At 60.9% G+C, this 20,490-nt stretch carries 15 protein-coding genes; 13 read left to right on the forward strand and 2 right to left on the reverse strand.

Features of this window, described 5'->3' with window-relative positions:
- Positions 1-281: 281 nt before the first annotated feature.
- The 4 genes from ACQZ60_RS13275 to ACQZ60_RS13290 all read left to right on the forward strand — a co-directional run bounded on the left by ACQZ60_RS13275 (position 282) and on the right by ACQZ60_RS13290 (position 6,425).
- On the forward strand, positions 282-1,358 hold the full coding sequence (locus ACQZ60_RS13275; RefSeq protein WP_020813473.1) for an efflux RND transporter periplasmic adaptor subunit: 1,077 nt from the start codon (positions 282-284) through the stop codon (positions 1,356-1,358).
- A complete protein-coding gene (locus ACQZ60_RS13280; protein ID WP_425645945.1) occupies positions 1,358-2,443 on the forward strand; it encodes an efflux RND transporter periplasmic adaptor subunit in 1,086 nt (361 codons plus the stop codon). The genes ACQZ60_RS13275 and ACQZ60_RS13280 overlap by 1 nt, the downstream gene beginning before the upstream one ends.
- Positions 2,440-5,511, forward strand: coding sequence for an efflux RND transporter permease subunit (locus ACQZ60_RS13285; RefSeq protein ID WP_448735423.1), 3,072 nt, complete (start codon positions 2,440-2,442; stop codon positions 5,509-5,511). The genes ACQZ60_RS13280 and ACQZ60_RS13285 overlap by 4 nt, the downstream gene beginning before the upstream one ends.
- Before the next feature lie 197 nt (positions 5,512-5,708).
- Entirely contained in the window at positions 5,709-6,425 is a 717-nt protein-coding gene (locus tag ACQZ60_RS13290; RefSeq protein WP_020012272.1) for a FadR/GntR family transcriptional regulator, read from the forward strand.
- Here the strand turns inward: ACQZ60_RS13290 and ACQZ60_RS13295 are convergent.
- A complete protein-coding gene (locus tag ACQZ60_RS13295; RefSeq protein WP_448735424.1) occupies positions 6,394-7,821 on the reverse strand; it encodes an aspartate ammonia-lyase in 1,428 nt (475 codons plus the stop codon). The genes ACQZ60_RS13290 and ACQZ60_RS13295 overlap by 32 nt on opposite strands.
- 273 nt (positions 7,822-8,094) lie before the next feature.
- Here ACQZ60_RS13295 and ACQZ60_RS13300 point away from each other — a divergent pair, with 273 nt between their 5' ends.
- From ACQZ60_RS13300 to ACQZ60_RS13340, 9 genes are all read left to right on the forward strand, one after another.
- Positions 8,095-9,546, forward strand: coding sequence for an amino acid permease (locus ACQZ60_RS13300; protein WP_020813467.1), 1,452 nt, complete (start codon positions 8,095-8,097; stop codon positions 9,544-9,546).
- The gene (locus tag ACQZ60_RS13305) at positions 9,543-10,496 is read left to right on the forward strand and encodes an asparaginase (RefSeq protein WP_448735425.1); all 954 of its coding nucleotides are present in this window, start codon (positions 9,543-9,545) and stop codon (positions 10,494-10,496) included. Before ACQZ60_RS13300 ends, ACQZ60_RS13305 begins: the two co-directional genes overlap by 4 nt.
- A 376-nt stretch (positions 10,497-10,872) precedes the next feature.
- The gene (gene kdpF / locus ACQZ60_RS13310; protein ID WP_003506089.1) at positions 10,873-10,962 is read left to right on the forward strand and encodes a K(+)-transporting ATPase subunit F; all 90 of its coding nucleotides are present in this window, start codon (positions 10,873-10,875) and stop codon (positions 10,960-10,962) included.
- 33 nt (positions 10,963-10,995) lie between these two features.
- Entirely contained in the window at positions 10,996-12,699 is a 1,704-nt protein-coding gene (kdpA, locus tag ACQZ60_RS13315; RefSeq protein ID WP_448735426.1) for a potassium-transporting ATPase subunit KdpA, read from the forward strand.
- Between the two features lie 9 nt (positions 12,700-12,708).
- A complete protein-coding gene (locus ACQZ60_RS13320; protein ID WP_020012266.1) occupies positions 12,709-12,873 on the forward strand; it encodes a hypothetical protein in 165 nt (54 codons plus the stop codon).
- 44 nt (positions 12,874-12,917) lie between these two features.
- On the forward strand, positions 12,918-15,002 hold the full coding sequence (gene kdpB / locus ACQZ60_RS13325; RefSeq protein WP_060723126.1) for a potassium-transporting ATPase subunit KdpB: 2,085 nt from the start codon (positions 12,918-12,920) through the stop codon (positions 15,000-15,002).
- A 12-nt stretch (positions 15,003-15,014) separates the two neighbouring features.
- The gene (gene kdpC, locus ACQZ60_RS13330; RefSeq protein WP_003506097.1) at positions 15,015-15,581 is read left to right on the forward strand and encodes a potassium-transporting ATPase subunit KdpC; all 567 of its coding nucleotides are present in this window, start codon (positions 15,015-15,017) and stop codon (positions 15,579-15,581) included.
- A gap of 55 nt (positions 15,582-15,636) precedes the next feature.
- Positions 15,637-18,339, forward strand: coding sequence for a DUF4118 domain-containing protein (locus ACQZ60_RS13335; RefSeq protein ID WP_448735427.1), 2,703 nt, complete (start codon positions 15,637-15,639; stop codon positions 18,337-18,339).
- A 48-nt stretch (positions 18,340-18,387) separates the two neighbouring features.
- The gene (locus ACQZ60_RS13340; protein ID WP_020809053.1) at positions 18,388-19,077 is read left to right on the forward strand and encodes a response regulator transcription factor; all 690 of its coding nucleotides are present in this window, start codon (positions 18,388-18,390) and stop codon (positions 19,075-19,077) included.
- 30 nt (positions 19,078-19,107) lie between these two features.
- Here the strand turns inward: ACQZ60_RS13340 and ACQZ60_RS13345 are convergent, their stop codons facing one another.
- Complete coding sequence (locus ACQZ60_RS13345) at positions 19,108-20,160, reverse strand: threonine aldolase family protein (RefSeq protein WP_020809054.1); 1,053 nt, start codon at positions 20,158-20,160, stop codon at positions 19,108-19,110.
- Between the last annotated feature and the right edge of the window lie 330 nt (positions 20,161-20,490).

The following is a 20,490-nucleotide window of genomic DNA, read 5'->3' on the forward strand; positions in this document are numbered from 1 at the left end:
GACGCGTGCCCTTCTGTCCGTCGCGATTGGCGGAAATGAGAGATGGGTTTGCCTATAGCACCGGCGCAAAAACCGGAATGATTTTTGTGAAGGCGCGCGCATGCTTCACCATGCCGGAACATTGCCAATGCGCCCGCAGGTATGTGCCGGACGACGAGTGAATGATCATTCGCGAACCCGTGCCGGTACTCCGGACAGCTCCCCGATCAGCGGCATAAGAATTTCATTGACTATTCAGTCAGTCAAATATTATAGGATGAGGCGAAGATCAAGAGGTCACCATGAGAACCATTCTTATCGCGGCGGCGCTTGGCGGTATTTTCGCCCTGTCGTCCTGCAGCAATGAAGAGCCGCCCGCCGAAAAGCCGCTCCGCACCGTCGATGTGGTCGCGGCTGAGAAAAAGCCCGTTGATCGCGGCAGCGTCATCACGGGCGAAGTAAAGGCGCGGGTCCAGACGGATCTGTCCTTCCGGGTCAGCGGCAAAATCACCGAGCGGCTGGTGGATGTGGGCGCACGGGTGAAGACCGGGCAATTGCTTGCCCGCATGGATCCCGAAGAGCAAAAGGCCGATCTAGATGTCGCCCTGGCCAACCTGCAATCTGCCGAAGCGCAGCAGACGCAGGCGCAATTGACGTTCGACCGTCAGCAAAGCCTGTTCAAGACGCAGGTGACCTCGCGTTCGGCGGTCGACAAGGCCCAGGAAACCCTTCTCACGACGCAAGGGGCGGTGAGATCGGCGCAGGCGCAGCTCGATACGGCGCGCGATGCCCTGTCCTATACCGAACTCAGGGCGGATGCGGATGGCGTTATCACGGCGCGTAATGTGGAGGTCGGCCAGGTGGCGCAGGCCGCCCAGCTCGTCTTTACGCTGGCGCATGACGGACCGCGCGATGCGGTTTTCGATGTTTATGAATCCCTTTTCCTTGAGCGGGACATCGACAATCTCGTCAATGTCAGCCTCCTGTCGGATTCCACCCGCAGCGTTGCGGCACCGGTACGGGAAATTTCTCCGACGATAGACCCGGACAATGGAACGATCAGGGTCAAGGTCGGTCTGAACGGCGATATGACCATGCCGCTCGGCGCGCCCGTATCCGGCCATTTCCGCTTCAAACAGGTCGATGCGATTGAGCTTCCGTGGTCGGCGATGACGTCGCAGGACGGCTTCCCCGCCGTCTGGGTGGTCGATCCGCAATCCTCGGAAATCGCCATGCGGCGTATCGAGGTCGCCGATTACGAGACGGGTCAATTCGTCATCACGCAGGGGCTTAATCCCGGCGATCTCGTCGTCACCGTCGGCACCAAATTTCTCCGCGCCGGTGAAAAGGTCGCCTATGAAAAGGGGCAGGCACAATAATGTCCAGTATATACAAAAGCTTGTTTTTGGTGGCTGTGGCGATTGCGGTTTCCTCCTGCGAAGACAAGCAGGAAGCCGCCGCCGAGGCGCCGCGCCCGGTGCTTTCCGTCGTCGTGGAAGAGAAGCCGGCCGATGCCCTGCGGCTGACCGGCACGGTGGAATCGCGCATTCAGACCGATCTCGGCTTTCGCGTGCTCGGGCGCATTATCGCCCGCAATGTCGATGTCGCCGATCTGGTCAAGAAGGGTGACGTGGTGGCCTCGATTGATCCGCTCGCGCTCGAGCTTGCGGTGAAGAGCGCGCAATCCGACCTCTCCAATGCGGAAGCGCAGCTGGCCAATGCAGTGACGACCGAGCAGCGCCAGCGTGTGCTGGCGGAAGCCCGCAGCGGCACGGAAGCGGCACTGGAAGAGGCCGAGCAGGCCACCCGCACCGCCAATGCTTCCGTCGCCAAGGCCCGCGCCAATCTGGACAAGGCCGAGGAACAGCTGGGTTATGCGCAGCTGCATGCGGAATTTGACGGTGTGGTGACGGCAACCTCAGGCGAAATCGGTCAGGTCGTCTCGGCCGGGCAAACGGTCGTGACCATTGCCCGCCCGGAAGTGCGCGACGTGGTGGTCGACGTTCCGCAATTTGCGGCGCAACGGCTGGAGATCGGCTCCGCCTTCGAGATCGCCCTGCAGCTCGATCCGAAAATTCGCACCACCGGCGTGGTGCGCGAGATCGCTCCGGAAGCCGAAACGGCGACGCGCACACGCCGCACGAAGATCAGCCTTCAGGACGCGCCGCCGGCATTTCGGCTCGGTTCCGTCGTCACAGCCTCGGTGCTTGCCGCATCCGAACCGCAGATCATGCTTCCGTCATCGGCCCTGCTGAAAACCGACAATGGATGGGGCGTCTGGATCGTCAATGCCGATACGGCAACAGTAACGCTTCGCCCCGTCACGATAGAGGGCGAGCCTGCCGAAGGCGGCAACGTGCGCATCACCGGCGGCGTCAAGCCCGGCGAGCGCGTTGCCAGCGCCGGCGTTCACAAGCTCAAGGATGGACAGGCCATCAGGATCGATCAGGAGGTCCGTCAGTGAAGAAATTCAATCTCTCCGACTGGGCGCTCGAACACCGTTCGCTCGTCTGGTACTTCATGCTGGTTTTCGTTCTTGCCGGCGTTTTCTCCTATCTCAACCTCGGCCGCGAGGAAGATCCGAACTTCACCATCAAGACCATGGTGATCAGCGCGCAATGGCCCGGCGCTTCCGCCGAAGAGGTGGCGCGGCAGGTGACTGACAGGATCGAGAAAAAGCTTGAGGAACTCGACAATCTCGACCATCTGCGCAGCCAGACGGTGGCCGGCCGTACGACGATCTTCGTGGAGCTGGTGCCGGAGACCAAGGCGCGCAACGTCGAGCCGACCTGGGTGCGGGTGCGCAACATGATCGGCGACATCAAGGGCGATTTCCCCTCGGGCGTCGTCGGTCCCTTCTTCAACGACCGCTTCGGCGATGTCTATGGCAATATCTACGCCTTCACCAGCGACGGTCTCAGCCAGCGGCAATTGCGCGATCTGGTGGAGGATGCCCGTGCGAAGGTGCTGACCGTCGACAATATCGGCAAGGTGGATGTCATCGGCGCGCAGGATGAGACGATCTATCTGGAGTTTTCCACGCGGCAGATCGCGGCGCTCGGCATCGACCAGCAGTCGATCATCAAGACGCTGCAAGCCCAGAACGCCGTCACGCAGTCCGGCTTCGTCAATGCCGGGCCTGAGCGCGTGGCGCTGCGCGTCAGCGGCCAGTTCACCTCGGAAGACAGCCTGCGGTCCATCAATCTGCGGGTCAATAACCGGTTCTTCCCGCTGACGGAAGTGGCGACGATCCGGCGCGGTTATGTCGATCCGCCATCTTCGCTGTTCCGCTTCAACGGCCAGCCGGCCATCGGCCTTGCTATCGGCATGAAAACCGGCGCGAACCTGCTGCATTTCGGCGAGGCGCTGGATGCTGAGATGAAGCGGGTGGTGGCGGATTTGCCTGTTGGTGTCGATGTGCATCGCGTGTCCGATCAGCCGGCCGTGGTCGATGAGGCGGTCTCGGGCTTCACCTCGGCGCTCTTCGAGGCCATCGCCATCGTTCTCGTCATCAGCTTCATCAGCCTTGGCCTCAGGGCCGGCATGGTGGTTGCCGTTTCCATTCCGCTCGTGCTGGCGATCACCTTCGTCTACATGGAATATACCGGCATTTCCTTGCAGCGTATCTCTCTGGGCGCCCTCATCATCGCGCTCGGGCTTCTCGTCGACGATGCGATGATTGCCGTCGAGATGATGGTCGCGCGGCTTGAGGTCGGAGACGATCTCAGAAAAGCGGCGACCTATGTCTACACCTCCACCGCTTTCCCGATGTTGACCGGTACGCTGGTCACCGTTGCCGGCTTCATTCCGGTCGGTCTCAACAACAGCGCGGCGGGTGAATTCACCTTCACGCTTTTTGTGGTGATCGCCGTTTCGCTGATCGTGTCATGGATCGTCGCGGTTCTTTTCACGCCGTTGCTCGGCGTGACGATCCTGCCGAAGACGATGAAATCGCACCATGAGAAAAAGGGCCGTTTTGCCTCCGCCTTTTCCTGGCTTCTCGGCCGGGCGCTGCGTTGGCGCTGGGTGACGATTATCCTCACCATCGCGCTGTTCGGTCTTTCCGTTGGCGGCATGAGCCTTGTCCAGCAGCAGTTCTTCCCGTCATCCGACCGCGTGGAGCTGATCGTTGACTGGAACCTGCCGCAGAACAGTTCCATTGCCGAAACCAACCGGCAGATGGCGCAGTTCGAGCAGGACATGCTGGCCAAGAATCCGGATATCGACCATTGGACAACTTATGTCGGTGAAGGCGCGCCGCGTTTCATCCTGTCTTTCGACGTACAGACGCCGGATGTCACCTTCGGCCAGACGGTCATCGTCACCAAGGGGCTGAATGTGCGTGACAAGGTGCGCGCCGAGCTGCAGGACTATCTGAACAAGACTTTTATCGGCACCGACGCCTTCGTGAAACTGCTCGATATCGGTCCTCCGGTTGGAAAGCCGGTGCAATATCGCCTCAGCGGTCCTGATATCCAGAAGGTCCGCGAGCTCGGGCAGCAATTGTCGGGCATCGTCGGCGAACACCGGCTCTTGTCCAACATGGTCATGGACTGGAACGAGCCGACGCGCGTGGTGAAAGTGGATGTTCTGCAGGACAAGGCCCGCCAGCTCGGCGTCTCGTCGGAAGACATCGCCAATGCCATGAACAGCATTGTCGAAGGGTCCACCGTCACGCAGGTGAGGGACGATATCTACCTCGTCAACGTAGTGGCGCGGGCGCAGCTTTCGGAGCGCGGCTCCATCGAGACCTTGCAAAACCTGCAATTGCCGGCAACCAATGGCAAGGCCGTGCCGCTCTCGGCAATCGCCAATTTCCGCTATGAGCTGGAGCAGCCGACCATCTGGCGTCGCGACCGGATTCCGACTGTCACCGTCAAGGCCGCCGTCATCGGCTCGACGCAGCCCGCCACAATCGTGGAACAGCTGAAGCCGAAGATCGAGGCGTTCCAGAAAGCGCTTCCCGTCGGCTACACGCTGGAGACGGGCGGCTCGGTAGAATCCAGCGCGGATTCGCAAGGGCCAATCGTTGCCGTGGTGCCGATGATGCTGTTTGCGATGGCGACGATCCTGATGATCCAGTTGCAGAGTTTCAGCCGGCTGTTCCTGGTCTTTGCCGTGGCGCCGACTGCCCTGATCGGTGTCGTGGTGGCGCTGCTCTTCTCCAATGCGCCGATGGGCTTCGTCGCCATTCTCGGCGTGCTGGCGCTGATCGGCATCCTGATCCGCAACTCGGTCATCCTCGTCGTACAGATCGAGCATCTGAGAAGCGAAGGGGTCTCGGCGTGGCGTGCCGTCATCGAGGCGACCGAGCATCGCATGCGGCCGATCATGCTGACGGCGGCGGCGGCCACCCTTGCCCTCATCCCCATCTCCCGGGAAATCTTCTGGGGGCCGATGGCCTATGCGATGATGGGCGGCATTGTGGTTGGCACGGCGCTCACGCTGCTTTTCCTGCCGGCGCTCTATGTCGCGTGGTTCCGCATTCCGCGTGAGGATGACAAGCCGGAGGCAGCGGAAATCAAGGCGTAATATCGGACGCGGAGCGAGGGTGCGGCGATACCGTACCCTCGCTCCAACAAAAATATCCGCCGTCGTTGTTCCGGCGGGCAGGATAATGTTAGGAAGGTCGGCTTGGCCGCGAGAGCGGCGGCCGTCCTTTGCGTTTGGGCGGTTGTCTGGTTTTGCGTTGATATTGCGAACATATTGAGAGTGCGGAGGGTTTAAAGATGGGCGGGTTGTCGGATTGGCTAGCGGATGCGCAGCCGATCAATCGCAAGAATGCCGCAGAAGCGGTGTTCGATGATATCCGTTCCGCCATCACCTCGGGGCAGCTTGCGGTCGGCACCCGGCTGCCTTCCGAAGCCCATCTGGCCGCCCGATATGGCGTTAGCCGACCGATCATTCGCGAGGCTTTGCGGTCGCTCCAGACCCTGGGGCTGACGCAGACCCGCACGGGAAGCGGCACCTATGTGATGACGCCGACCCCGCCTTCCGAATTGAACTACGGCGCCTATTCCGCCCGCGATCTGATCGAGGCCCGCCCCTTCATCGAAGTTCCTGCGGCCGGTTGGGCGGCGTTGCGGCGCACGAATGCTCAGCTGGAAGTCCTGCTTGACCTCTGTGATCGGATGGAAGCCGAAGAAAGGCCGCATCCCTGGGTGCTGCTGGATGGGCAATTCCATTGCGCCATTGCGGAAGCTTCGGCCAACAGGCTGTTCGCCAAGGTGGTGGCCGATGCCCGCGAGGCCCTTTCCCAACAGTCAGAGATGGTCAACCTGATGGCCGGCCGACGCGTCGCGTCGAATTTCGAGCACCGCCGGATCGTCGAGGCGATCCGGCGGGGTTCAGCGCCCGAGGCGCGGGAGGCGATGGAGCTTCACCTTGGGCAGGTGAAGCAGGTGGTGACGACGATTATTGGCGAAGATCGGCTTCGCCAGCCGTGATGGCGGGCAGGTTTGCAAGGTGCCGCGGGCTCAGTGCCTGCTGCAATTGCGCGTCGGTAAGATAACCGCGCTCCAGAACCACCTGCGGTACCGTGCGGCCGCTGGCAAGTGCTTCCTTCGCCACTTCGGTCGCCGCATAATAACCGATCAACGGGTTGAGCGCGGTGGCGAGACCGATGGATTCTTCCACGCGCTGCGCCATGATGGCCGGATTGGCGACGATGCCGTCGACGCAGCGTTCCGCCAGCGTGCGGCAGGCGGCGCTGAGTTGGCTGATGCTCTGCGATAAGGCTCGCACGATGATCGGCTCGAAAGCGTTCAGCTGCAATTGCCCGGCTTCAGCGGCCATGGTGATGGTGATGTCATTGCCGATCACCGCATAGGCCACCTGGTTGACCACTTCGGGAATGACCGGGTTGATCTTGCCCGGCATGATGCTGGAACCCGCCTGAACGGAGGGCAGTGTGATTTCGCCGATACCAGCGCGCGGGCCGGAAGAGAGCAGGCGAAGATCGTTGCAGGTTTTCGATAGTTTGACGGCGACGCGTTTCAGCACGCCGGAGAGATGCACGAAGGCGCCGGGATCCTGCGTGGCCTCGATGAGGTCCGCCGCCGTCACCAGCGGTCGTCCGGTCAGTTCCGCCAGGTGCTGGCAGGCAAGCTCGGCATAACCGCGCGGTGCATTGAGCCCGGTACCGATGGCGGTGGCGCCGAGATTGATCTCGTGCAGAAGTGCTGCGGATTCGATGAGGCGCGCCTGATCTTCTCCCAGCATCACCACGAAGGTACGGAATTCCTGGCCGAGCGTCATCGGCACGGCGTCCTGCAATTGCGTGCGGCCGATCTTGATGAAGCCGGCAAATTCCTGCGCCTTGCGGTCGAAGGCGTCCTTCAGCACGCCCATGGAAGCCGCCAGATCGTCGATGGCCTCGATCAGCCCGACATTGATTGCGGTCGGATAGGCGTCGTTGGTCGACTGGCTGAGATTGACATGATCGTTCGGGTGAAGGCGGGCATAATCGCCTTTTTCGTGACCGAGCAGTTCGAGTGCACGGTTGGCGATGACCTCATTGGCGTTCATGTTGGTGGAGGTGCCGGCTCCGCCCTGAATTTCATCCACCACGAACTGCTCATGCAGCGCGCCGGCGCGGATTTCGCGGCAGGCCGCGGCGATGGCTTCCATGCGTTCCGTGTCGAGAAGGCCGAGCTCGTGATTTGCGCGTGCCGCCGCCTCCTTCACATAGGCCAGTCCCCGGACGAGATAGGGGTTATGGCCGATGGTCACCCCGGTGATCTTGAAGTTTTCCACAGCGCGCGCCGTGTGCACGCCCCAATAGACATCCGCCGGAATTTCCTTCGTCCCGAGCAAATCATGCTCCTTGCGCGTCACGCTCACTTTTTCCTCCACTGGCTTTTAAGCGTTGCTATATCTGTAAAGCTGTCTTACAGATTTTTTGACCTTAATTGGGGTAGAGGAGAAGGTCAATCATATCGAATACGCTTGACGAACGGCATTATCTGCCATTATGAGGGGCGAAAATCTGTCATGCAGCTTTACAGCGCGCATGAGCATGCATGCTGGCCATATTCCAGCGCGGACTGTGCCAGTTTCATTTTCATTTCCGGCTTATCGCCGACTGCAAGCACTTTATCGGGAGGATAAATATCCATGCATTCTGGGAAAACGGCGTCTGCCGACCGTGAGGTCTTCGTCGAAGAAGATCTCGGCTACCACAAGGCCCTCAAGCCGCGTCAGATCCAGATGATCGCCATTGGCGGCGCCATCGGCACCGGGCTTTTCCTCGGTGCGGGCGGGCGTCTGGCGCAGGCAGGGCCGGCGCTGGTGTTTGTTTATGCGCTGTGCGGTTTCTTCGCGTTTCTGGTGCTGCGCGCACTCGGCGAGCTGATCATGCATCGCCCCAGCTCCGGTTCCTTCGTGTCCTATGCCCGTGAGTTCTACGGCGAGAAAATGGCCTTCGCGGCCGGCTGGATGTACTGGCTGAACTGGGCCATGACCTCGGTGGCGGATGTGACCGCTGTTGCCCTCTACATGAATTTCTTCAAGCAATATGTTCCGTGGCTTGCGGGTATCGACCAGTGGGTCTTCGCGATGACGGCGCTTCTGGTCGTGCTGGCGATGAACATGCTGTCGGTGAAGGTTTTCGGCGAGCTTGAATTCTGGTTCAGCCTCATCAAGGTGCTGGCGCTTGCGATCTTCCTCGTGGTCGGCATTTATTTCGTCATCTTCGGCACCCCCATCGAAGGCCATGTCACCGGTTTCAGCATCATCACCGATAATGGCGGTTTCTTCCCGAACGGTATTTTGCCAGCCTTCGTCATCATACAGGGCGTTGTCTTCGCTTATGCCTCCATCGAACTGATCGGCACGGCGGCAGGCGAGACGGAAGACCCGCGCAAGGTCATGCCCCGCGCCATCCGCGCCGTGGTTCTCCGTCTCGTAGTCTTTTATGTCGGTTCGGTGCTGCTGTTCGCGCTGCTTCTGCCCTATACCGCCTATAAGGCCGGTGAGAGCCCCTTCGTCACCTTCTTCGGTTCCATCGGCGTGCAGGGCGCTGACGTGATCATGAACCTCGTCGTTCTGACCGCCGTGCTGTCCTCGCTCAATGCCGGGCTTTATTCCACCGGCCGCATCCTGCATTCGATGGCGGTTTCCGGCTCGGCGCCGGCAGCACTTGCGAAGATGAACAAGAACGGCGTGCCCTATGGCGGCATCGCGGTGACCGCCGTCGTCACTGTTCTCGGTGTGGCGCTGAACGCTGTCGTTCCCGCTTCGGCCTTCGAGATCGCGCTCAACCTTTCGGCGCTCGGCATTATCTGCGCATGGGCCGTCATCGTGCTCTGCCAGTTGAAGCTCTGGCAGCTTTCTGAGCGCGGTGAACTCGTGCGTCCGGATTTCCGCATGTTCGGCGCGCCCTATACCGGCATTCTCACGCTCATCTTCCTGTTCGGCGTGCTGGTGCTGATGGCCTTCGATTATCCCGTCGGCTCCTGGACCATCGCGTCCCTGCTGGTCATCATCCCGGCGCTCGTCATCGGCTGGTATCTCTTGCGTGACCGCATCTACCGCCTCGCGGACGAGCGTGCGGGGGCATCGCAGTGAGCGGGCAGGACGCAACGCCTCTGGTGGCGGTCATCGCCACCGGCGGCACCATCGCCAGCCGGCGTGGTGCCGATGGCGTCAGCACGCCCAGCCTTTCGGGTGAGGACCTGCTGGCGCTGGTTCCGCAGATCAACGCCCGGCTGAAGCCGGTCGACCTGATGGCGAAGGATTCCTCCAGCCTGACACTGGCAGACATGCAGCGCATCAGCGATGCGGTGGGCGCCGAGCTCGATGATCCCGCTATTGCCGGCATCGTGGTTCTGCATGGCACCGACGCCATGGAAGAATCCTCGCTGCTCGTGCATTTGCAGCGGGCCATCACAAAGCCGGTGGTCTTCACCGGCGCACAGTTTACCGCAGACCATAAGGACGCGGACGGGCCGGCCAATCTGGCCCGGGCCATAGAGACAGCGCTCGATCAGGCGAATGCCGCAAAAGGCGTGCTCCTCTCCTTCGGCGGCCGCTGTCTGTCGGCCTGGGGGCTTTATAAGCTGAGCGCGGACGAGGCGGACGCCTTCCGCTCCGCCCGGCCGCTGGCTGCTGGCGCAACGCTGCGGCTTTCCGCCCCGGTAACCGATCAACGCGTCGATATCGTCGCCATTCATCCCGGCTGTGACGCGACCCATATCGATGCAAGCCTGCAGGCGGGCGCGAAAGGCATCGTGCTTGCCGCACTCGGTTCGGGCAACGCCAATCCGCGTATCGCTGAAGCCGTGAAGCGCTGCGCCGAACGCGGCGTTCCCGTCATCGTTTCCAGCCGCGTGCCGGAAGGGCTGCTGGTGGCGACTTATGGCGGCGGCGGCGGCGGGCATGATCTTGTCGCGGCCGGCGCCGTGCATTCATCCACGCTTCGCCCGGGCCAGGCCCGCATTTTGCTGGCCGCGCTGCTGGCCGGTAAAAGTCCGGCGGAAACCATCGTTTCCGCTTTCGGTGACAGCCCGCTCGCTTAGAGCATTTCCAGGAAAAGTGGACCCCGGTTTTCCGTCCGGAAATGCGTCAAAACTCTAAGTAGCGGCAGCGATGCCCGCGACCGGCGGGCATCGAAATTCCTATAGGATTCCTATTTTATTGTCTCTGTGGCCGTCTCGAACCTTTATGCGGTTCGGGTGCATTCTTCTGTGCGTGAAGGGATGGTGTTCCCTTCTCAGCCAGAAAGAATGAAAAGCGACGTCCCACATGACGGCGCTTTTCTTCCTGTCCGGCTCCTCGAATAAAAAGGAGTCCCATCGATGATGGATGTTGTTCTGATCGGCGCAGCCACGCTGTTTTTCGCCCTCTGCTTTGCCTATACGCGCGCCTGCGACCGGCTTTAGACGGGAGGCTGCGATGACATTCGACTATATCTTGAGCGGTGCCGTCACGGTCTTTATCGCCGCCTATCTCACCTATGCTCTCATTCGCCCCGAACGTTTCTGATCGGGAAGCGGCGGCTATTGAAAGTTCAATACCATGACCCTCAATGGATGGTTTCAGATTCTGCTGTTTTGCGGGATCATTTTTGTGCTGGTGAAGCCGCTCGGCTTCTATATGGCGCGTGTCTTTAATGGCGAGCGCACCCTGCTGTCGCCGGTTCTCGCACCCGTCGAGCGCGGCCTTTATGCCCTTGCCGGGACAAGCGAGCGTGAGGAGCAGCACTGGACGACCTATGCTTTCTCCATGCTTCTCTTCAACCTGCTCGGTTTTGCCCTGCTTTATGCCCTGATGCGCTTTCAGGCGGTGCTGCCCTATAATCCGCAGGGAATGGCGGCCGTGGGGCCGGAATTGTCCTTCAATACGGCGGTCAGCTTCGTCACCAACACCAACTGGCAGAATTATGGCGGCGAAAGCACGCTGTCCTATCTGACCCAGATGGCCGGTCTCACCGTGCAGAACTTCGTTTCCGCGGCGACAGGCATGGCAATCGCCATCGGCCTCATCCGCGCTTTTTCACGCGCCTCCGGCAAGGCGATCGGCAATTTCTGGGTGGATATGGTCCGCTCAACGCTCTACGTGCTTTTGCCCCTCTGCATCGTGCTGACCCTCATCTATGTGTGGCTCGGCGTGCCGCAGACCCTCGGCGCTTATGTGAACGCGCAGACGCTGGAAGGCGTGCAGCAGACGATTGCCGTCGGTCCCGTGGCGTCGCAGCTGGCGATCAAGATGCTGGGCACCAATGGCGGCGGCTTCTTCAACGCCAATTCCGCGCATCCCTTCGAAAACCCCGATGCCATTTCCAACATGATCCAGATGGTGTCGATCTTCGCGATCGGCGCCGCCTTCACCAATGTTTTCGGGCGCATGGTTGGCAACCAGCGCCAGGGCTGGGCGATCCTCGCCGCCATGGGCGTTCTGTTCATCGCCGGCGTCGCCGTTACCTATTGGGCGGAAGCGGCCGGAAATCCGCTGATGCACAGCTTCGGCCTTGCTGGCGGCAATATGGAAGGCAAGGAGGTCCGTTTCGGCGTGGCGCTCTCGTCGCTCTTCGCGGTCATCACCACAGCTGCGTCCTGCGGCGCGGTCAATGCCATGCATGGCAGCTTCACGGCGCTGGGCGGTCTTGTTCCCCTCATCAACATGCAGTTGGGTGAGGTGATCGTCGGCGGTGTCGGCGCGGGCTTTTACGGCATCCTGCTCTTCATCGTCATCGCCATCTTCGTGGCGGGTCTGATGGTCGGACGCACGCCGGAATATCTCGGCAAGAAGATCGAGGCCAAGGAAATGAAAATGGCGGTTCTGGCCATTCTCTGCCTGCCGCTCGCCATGCTGGCTTTCACGGCAACGGCCACCGTCCTTCCCTCGGCCGTGGCGTCGATCGGTACGGCGGGACCGCACGGCTTCTCCGAAATCCTCTATGCCTATACCTCCGCCGCCGCCAATAACGGCTCCGCTTTCGGCGGGCTGACGGGTAATACCACCTGGTACAACATCACGCTTGGCCTTGGCATGCTGATGGGTCGTTTTCTGGTGATCATTCCGGCGCTCGCCATTGCCGGTTCGCTGGTCGCCAAGAAGACCGTTCCGGCCTCAGCCGGCACCTTCCCGACGGATGGTCCGCTCTTCGTCGGCCTGCTTGCCGGCACGATCCTGATTGTCGGTGGTCTCACCTTCCTGCCAGCGCTCGCACTCGGCCCCGTTGCCGAACATCTTGTCATGGCGGCGGGCCAGCTCTTCTGAGGTGATGCCATGAATGACGAAAAGTCTCGAAGTAACCGCATCGTTTCCGCCCGCAAGGGCGCTCCCGGCAAGGGGAGCGCCACGCCCGGCGGCTGGTGCGCCTCCAATCTCATTCTTGCGATGATGGCGGCTCTGTTCGCCGCCGTCGTCGCTCTCGAAGTTATCACGGGCTGATCGACCCTTATCGGTCGCCCCGTTTCAAACGCTGGAGCCTCTTCATGAGCCAGTCCAAACAAGCGAGCATCCTTGATTCTCGCATTCTCGTGCCGGCCATTGCCGCCGCATTCAAAAAGCTCAACCCGCGCACATTGGCGCGCAACCCGGTCATGTTCGTGGTGGCGACAGTGTCGGTGCTGACGACAGTGCTGTTCATCCGCGATCTCATCACCGGTGGCGCCAATCTCGGCTTTTCCTTCCAGATCAATCTCTGGCTCTGGTTTACCGTGTTGTTCGCCAATTTCGCGGAAGCCGTCGCCGAAGGGCGCGGCAAGGCGCAGGCGGATTCGTTGCGCCGGACCCGCACGGAGACCCAGGCGAAACTGCTGACCGGCGATGACCGCAGCCAATATAAAATGGTGGCGGGCACCAGCCTGAAGGTGAACGATGTCGTTCTCGTCGAGGCGGGCGATATCATCCCCTCCGACGGTGAGGTCATCGAAGGTGTCGCCTCCGTCAACGAGGCGGCCATCACTGGCGAATCCGCCCCCGTCATCCGCGAATCCGGTGGCGACCGCTCGGCGGTTACCGGCGGCACGCAGGTGCTGTCGGACTGGATCAGGGTTCGCATCACTGCCGCTGCCGGTTCCACCTTTCTCGACCGGATGATTTCGCTAGTCGAAGGCGCTGAACGCCAGAAGACGCCGAACGAGATCGCGCTCAATATCCTGCTGGCCGGCATGACGCTGATCTTCGTTCTGGCCACAGCCACCATTCCGAGTTTCGCGGCCTATGCCGGAGGTTCGATCCCGATTATCGTGCTGGTGGCACTGTTCGTGACGCTCATCCCGACCACCATCGGTGCGCTTCTGTCCGCCATCGGCATCGCCGGCATGGACAGGCTAGTGCGTTTCAATGTGCTGGCCATGTCCGGCCGCGCCGTCGAGGCGGCCGGCGATGTGGATACGCTGCTGCTCGACAAGACCGGCACCATCACCCTTGGCAACCGTCAGGCGACCGAGTTTCGTCCCGTTGCCGGCGTTTCCGAGCAGGAACTGGCCGATGCGGCGCAGCTTGCCTCCCTTGCCGACGAAACGCCGGAAGGCCGCTCGATCGTGGTTCTGGCCAAGGAAAAATACGGCATCCGCGCCCGTGACATGCAGAAACTCCATGCGAATTTCGTACCTTTCACCGCCCAGACCCGAATGAGCGGTGTCGATTTCGAAGGTTCCTCCATTCGCAAGGGCGCAGTCGATGCCGTTCTTGCCTATGTTGATGGCGGCGCTCCGCAACAGGGCAATGTGGCGCTTGCCGTCAAAACCGAAACGGACGCCACGCGCGGCATCCGGGCAATTGCGGAAGAGATCGCCAAGACCGGCGGCACGCCGCTCGCCGTTGTGCGCGATGGAAAATTGCTCGGCGTTGTGCAGCTGAAGGACATCGTCAAGGGTGGCATTCGCGAGCGTTTTGCGGAGCTTCGCCGCATGGGCATCCGCACGGTGATGATCACCGGCGACAATCCCATGACGGCCGCGGCAATAGCGGCGGAAGCAGGGGTGGATGATTTCCTCGCCCAGGCGACGCCGGAAAACAAGCTGGAGCTTATCCGCGAGGAACAGGCCAAGGGCAAGCTCGTCGCCATGTGCGGCGACGGCACCAATGATGCTCCCGCGCTGGCGCAGGCCGATGTCGGCGTTGCCATGAACACCGGCACGGTGGCGGCCCGCGAGGCCGGCAATATGGTCGATCTCGACAGCGATCCGACCAAGCTCATAGAGATCGTCGAAATCGGCAAGCAATTGCTGATGACGCGCGGTGCGCTGACGACGTTCTCCATTGCCAACGACATCGCCAAATATTTCGCCATCATCCCGGCAATGTTCCTGGCGCTCTATCCGCAGCTTGGCGTTCTGAACGTGATGGGGCTTTCGACACCCCAGAGCGCCATCCTGTCAGCCATCATCTTCAACGCGCTCATCATCATCGCGCTGATCCCCCTGTCGCTGAAGGGCGTTAAATATCGTCCGATTGGCGCCGGCGCGCTGCTGTCGCGCAATCTGGTCATCTATGGCCTCGGCGGCATCATCGTTCCCTTCATCGGCATCAAGGCCATTGACCTCGCTATTACGGCGCTCGGTCTCGCCTGAGGAGTAAAGACAATGTTTAAACAGCTTCGTCCCGCACTGGTGCTCATCCTCGCCACCACCGCCATCACCGGCCTTGCCTATCCCTTGGGCATGACAGGTCTCGCGCAGGCGATCTTCCCCTTTCAGGCAAATGGCAGCCTGGTAGAAAAAGGTGGTGCCGTGGTGGGTTCGCAATTGATAGGGCAGGCCTTCACCGGTGAGAAATATTTCCACGGAAGGCCGTCCGCTGCCGGCGATGGTTATAATGCCGCTTCGTCTTCCGGCTCCAATCTCGGGCCGACGAGCGCCAAGCTCATCGACCGGGTGAAACAGGATTACGAGGCCGCAAAAGCCGAAAATCCGGAGGCCGAGGTTCCCGCCGATCTGGTAACGGCTTCGGGCAGCGGCCTTGATCCACATGTTTCGCCTGAATCCGCCTATTTTCAGGTTCCCCGCGTGGCCAAGGCGAGGGGCATGGATGAGGCGTCCCTGCGTAGCATCATCGAGCGCCATGTCGAAGGACCGGAACTCGGCTTCATGGGAGAGCCTGTCGTGAATGTGCTGGCACTCAACATGGCCCTTGACGCAGCCGGCTCATGAATTGAAATGGCTATGGCTTGTTCGCAAGCCATAGCCTCGACCACTGGTGGGTTAAATGCCTGACGACAATCGTGATATGCCGAGCCGACCATCGCCCGATGCGCTGCTGGAAAACGCCCGGCGCGAGGCGCGGGGCCGGTTGAAGATTTTTCTGGGCGCAGCGCCCGGCGTCGGCAAGACCTATGAAATGCTGATGTCCGGCCGGGCGAAGCTGGCGGATGGTGTGGATGCCGTCATCGGCGTCGTTGAAACCCATGGCCGCCGGGAAACCGAAACGCTGGTGCAGGGTTTCGAGATCATCCACCGCCGTCGCATCGATTATCGGGGTCAGGTGCTGGAGGAGATGGATCTCGATGCCATTCTGGCCCGTCGTCCCGCTCTGGTTCTGGTCGATGAACTGGCTCACACCAATGCCACCGGCAGCCGCCATCCCAAGCGTTACATGGATGTTCAGGAGATTCTGGCGCAGGGCATCAACGTCTATACGACGCTGAATATCCAGCATGTCGAAAGCCTGAACGACATCGTTGCGCAGATCACCCGCATCCGTGTTCGTGAAACGGTGCCTGACAGCATCATCGACCGGGCCGACGATGTCGAAATCATCGATATTACCCCTGACGATCTGATCAAACGCCTGCAGGATGGCAAGGTGTACCTGCCCCGCACCGCCCGGCGCGCCATCGAGAATTATTTTTCGCGCGGTAACCTGACGGCCCTGCGAGAGCTTGCCCTCCGGCGCACTGCCCAACGGGTGGATGAGCAATTGCTCAACCACATGCAGTCCCATGCCATTTCCGGCCCCTGGGCGGCGGGAGACAGGGTTCTGGTCTGTCTCGACCATGGCGGCAATGGTCCGGGGCTGGTGCGTTACGCCCGCCGACAGGCGGATCGCCTGCGTGCACCCTGGACGGCGCTGCATCTCGATACGCCGCGTTCGCAACAATTGTCGGAGGCGGAAAAAGACCGGCTGGCGGGCACGATGCGGCTCGCGCAGCAGCTTGGCGGCGAGACGGTGACCCTGCCGGCGCTCGATCTGACGCGGGAGATCATCTCCTACGCCAACGCCAATAATTTCACCCACATCATCATCGGCCGCCCGCGAAAATCGTGGTGGCAGCGGATTTTTCAGCGTTCGCTGACGCATGATCTGATCGATCATGCGGGCGATATCAGCGTTCACGTCATTTCCGGCGATAAAAAAGAAGAGAAGCTGGGCCAGGCCGCAAAGCCGGCCTCGGCGCAATCGCATCGTTCCATACGGCCTTATCTTAACAGCACCCTGTTCGTCGGCCTGGCGATCGTGGCCGGCATCGTGCTCGACCAGACGCTCGATGTCAGAAATCTGGCGCTGGTGTTCCTGATGGCGGTTCTGGCCGCCGCCGTGCGCGGCGGGCTGGGGCCAGCGCTTTATGCTTCCCTGCTCGGCGCTTTTGCATTCAATTTTTTCTTCCTTGAGCCGCGTTACACCCTGACCGTTCGCGATCCGGAAAGCGTCGTGGCGCTGCTTTTTTATCTCGGCGTGGCGCTTGTCGCCTCCAATCTTACCGCGGCCGTACAACGGCAGGCCGCCGCCGCGCGGGCAAGGGCGCGAACGACGGAAGATTTATATCTGTTCTCCAAGAAGCTTTCGGTCACGGGAACGCTGGACGATGTGTTGTGGGCGGCCGCTTTCCAGATGGCCTCGATGCTGAAGGTTCGGATCGTTCTGCTTTTGCCGGAAAATAATACGATCACGGTCAAGGCGGGGTATCCACCTGATGATACGCTGGTGGATGCCGATATTGCCGCCGCGCAATGGGCCTGGGAACATAACAAGGCTGCCGGCAGGGGCGCGGATACGCTGCCAGGCGCCAAACGTCTTTATCTGCCCCTGCGCACCGGCAGCGGCGCCGTCGGTGTGGTGGGGCTGGACGATGACCGGCTCGGCCCGCTTCTGACGCCGGAACAGCAGCGATTGTTCGATGCTTTGGCCGATCAGGCGGCGCTCGCCATCGAGCGGATTCAGCTCGTCTCGGATGTCGACCGGGCAAGGCTTGCGGCGGAAACCGACCGGCTACGCACCGCGCTCCTGACATCCATCTCCCATGACCTTAAAACGCCGCTTGCGGCCATTCTGGGTTCGGCGGGAACGCTGAAGGATTTCGCCGAGGACATCCCGCCGGATGCCCGCGCCGAACTGCTTTCGACGATCATCGAGGAATCCGAGCGGCTGAACCGGTTCATCTCCAATCTTCTTGATATGACGCGGATCGGGTCGGGAGCGATGGAGCCGAATTACGGTCTGCATTTCGTGGGCGATATGGTCGGAACCGCACTTTCGCGCGCAGCGAAAATCGTCGTCAGGCATGAGATCGTTCTGGATATTCCCTCCGACCTGCCGATGCTGAAGGTCGATCCCGTGCTTTTCGAACAGGTTCTGTTCAATCTCATCGACAATGCCGCCAAATACGCTCCCGAACATACCGCCATCGAGATGCGCGGTTGGCGGCAGGGCAAAAATATCTTCCTCTCCGTGGCCGATGCGGGGCCGGGTATTCCACCCGACGATACGGAACGGGTCTTTGACAGTTTCTACCGGGTGCGTAAGGCGGATCATGTGCAGGCCGGAACGGGCCTGGGGCTATCGATCTGCAAAGGGTTCATCGAGGCCATGGGCGGTTCGATCCGCGCGGAAAACAGGACGGGCCGTACCGGTGCGCAGTTTACCGTCAGTCTGCCGGTTCCCGCCGATGCGCCGGTGATAGACCATGATTAAGGCGCGATTGCCGGCGACAAGCAGCTACGCCGCTGAAGGAGATCGGGAATGACCAATTCCGTCGTTCGTATTCTGATCGTCGACGACGAACCGCCGATCCGCAAGCTTTTGCGCGTAGGGCTGTCGACCCAAGAATATGCGGTGAGCGAGGCGATGAATGCGAAGGTTGCCATGGAGCTGGTCAGTGAGGACAAGCCCGATCTCGTCGTTCTCGATCTTGGCCTGCCGGATATGTCGGGGCATGATCTTCTGGCGAAATGGCGCGGCGAAGGGTTGGCGCTGCCGGTCATCATTCTCTCCAGCCGCACGGATGAGGCGGGTATCGTGAAGGCCCTGGAACTGGGGGCGGATGACTATATCACCAAGCCTTTCGGCATGAACGAACTCGTCGCCCGCATCCGCCTCGCCCTGCGCCATCGTCTGCAAAGCCAGGGGGAGAGGCCGGTGTTCCAGACCGGCGATCTTTCTGTCGATCTGGTCAGGCGCATCGTCAAGGTGGAGGATCGGGAGGTGAAGCTCTCGCCCAAGGAATATGACATTCTGCGGGTTCTGGTGCAGCATGCCGGCAAGGTGCTGACGCACCGTTTCCTGCTGGAGCATGTATGGGACGAACTGACCGATGTGCAATATTTGCGGGTCTATGTGCGCCAGCTTCGTCAGAAGATCGAGAAAACCCCGGATCAGCCGCGTTATATCCTGACGGAAACCGGTGTCGGCTACCGGCTGCAGGAGGTGTGAGGGCGCCGCAAGGCGACGCCCTCCGATAGTTTAAACGGCGGCGCAGATCGACAGGAATTCGTCCACATCGGCCTCGGTCGTCGCAAAGCTGGTGACCATGCGGATCAGCACTTCGTCCTTGCCGACCTTTTCCGGCATGTCGCGCGGCTCCAGCCAGTCATAGAACTTCGCACCCTTTGCCGTGGCGGCTTCTGCGGCGGCCTTTGGCAAGATGGCAAAAACTTCATTGGCCTGGGTCGGCCATGCAAGGCGGGCACTGTTCAGCGAAGCGAAACCGGCGCGCAGGCGATTGGCCATGGCATTGGCGTGGCTGGCGAGCCCAAGCCACAGGTCGTCCTGCAGATAGGCCTCGAACTGCGCGGCGATGAAGCGCGACTTGGAAAACAGCTGGGCGGTGCGCTTGCGCAGGAAGGAAAAATCCCGGGCGAGCGAGGGATCGAAGAAGACGATGGCTTCCGCACACCAGCAGCCATTTTTCGTGCCGCCGAAAGATAGGACGTCGACGCCGCGTTTCCAGGTCATTTCGGCGGGCGTGGTGCCGAGGGCGGCCAACGCATTGGCGAAACGCGCGCCGTCCATATGCAGCGGCAGGCCGTTGTCTTTTGCGATTTTGGCGATGGCGTCGATTTCATCGAGCGTGTAGACCGTGCCGGCCTCGGTCGCCTGCGTCATGGTGATGGCTGCGGCGCGGCCGTGATGCACGGCATCCTGCGGATAACGCGCAATGCGCTCGATGAGGTTCTCCGGCAACATCTTGCCGTTCGGCCCCTCGACGGCGACCATGCGCATGCCGGAAAAGAAATCCGGTGCGCCGCATTCGTCCTCGATCACATGTGCTTCGGAGTGACAGAAGGTCAGGCCGCCGGCGCGGGCGATGCTGGCCAGCGAAAGCGAATTGGCCGCCGTGCCGGTGGCGACGAAAAACACCGCGACCTCGCGCTCGAAAATCTCGTTGAAGCGCTTTTCGATGGAGAGATCGAGTTCGCTGGTGCCGTAAGCGGCGGCAAAGCGCGTGGATTCCCGCGAAAGCCGTTCGTTGACGGCAGGGTGGGCGCCGGCCCAATTGTCTGAAGCAAAAAACATCTCTGAAGGCTTTCCGATGGCTGGGGTTCTGGTTTGGGAATGCGTGGCGCGATGAACGGCAAAGTTCTATGACCTAAGATTGCGATTGGCAAATCCGGCAATGAAAGCAATGGCTCTGCGGGTGTTGCGATAAGAAAGTTTCGCGCAATAGGTCAGTATCGAAACTTCGCTGCAAAATGGGGCTTTCACTAATTGGATTCGCACCCTTGCTAAATTCGCCTGTTTCTGCCAAAATCCTCGTGAATTGAGACAGCTTTGCTGTCCTAAATTTGGTCGAGCCGGATTGAATGCGGATTTTGCGGGAAGCGAAAATTCGTGTCGAGCCGGATC

The organism is Agrobacterium sp. 22-223-1, from assembly GCF_053522385.1.

What these genes read in the sequence shown, in the direction of transcription:
- ACQZ60_RS13300 (WP_020813467.1), top strand. Translation starts at nt 8,095, where the DNA reads ATGCATTCTGGGAAAACGGCGTCTGCCGACCGTGAGGTCTTCGTCGAA.
- ACQZ60_RS13320 (WP_020012266.1), top strand. Translation starts at nt 12,709, where the DNA reads ATGAATGACGAAAAGTCTCGAAGTAACCGCATCGTTTCCGCCCGCAAG.
- ACQZ60_RS13275 (WP_020813473.1), top strand. Translation starts at nt 282, where the DNA reads ATGAGAACCATTCTTATCGCGGCGGCGCTTGGCGGTATTTTCGCCCTG.
- ACQZ60_RS13280 (WP_425645945.1), top strand. Translation starts at nt 1,358, where the DNA reads ATGTCCAGTATATACAAAAGCTTGTTTTTGGTGGCTGTGGCGATTGCG.
- kdpF (WP_003506089.1), top strand. Translation starts at nt 10,873, where the DNA reads ATGACATTCGACTATATCTTGAGCGGTGCCGTCACGGTCTTTATCGCC.
- kdpA (WP_448735426.1), top strand. Translation starts at nt 10,996, where the DNA reads ATGACCCTCAATGGATGGTTTCAGATTCTGCTGTTTTGCGGGATCATT.
- kdpB (WP_060723126.1), top strand. Translation starts at nt 12,918, where the DNA reads ATGAGCCAGTCCAAACAAGCGAGCATCCTTGATTCTCGCATTCTCGTG.
- ACQZ60_RS13345 (WP_020809054.1), bottom strand. Translation starts at nt 20,160, where the DNA reads ATGTTTTTTGCTTCAGACAATTGGGCCGGCGCCCACCCTGCCGTCAAC.
- kdpC (WP_003506097.1), top strand. Translation starts at nt 15,015, where the DNA reads ATGTTTAAACAGCTTCGTCCCGCACTGGTGCTCATCCTCGCCACCACC.
- ACQZ60_RS13335 (WP_448735427.1), top strand. Translation starts at nt 15,637, where the DNA reads ATGCCTGACGACAATCGTGATATGCCGAGCCGACCATCGCCCGATGCG.
- ACQZ60_RS13340 (WP_020809053.1), top strand. Translation starts at nt 18,388, where the DNA reads ATGACCAATTCCGTCGTTCGTATTCTGATCGTCGACGACGAACCGCCG.
- ACQZ60_RS13290 (WP_020012272.1), top strand. Translation starts at nt 5,709, where the DNA reads ATGGGCGGGTTGTCGGATTGGCTAGCGGATGCGCAGCCGATCAATCGC.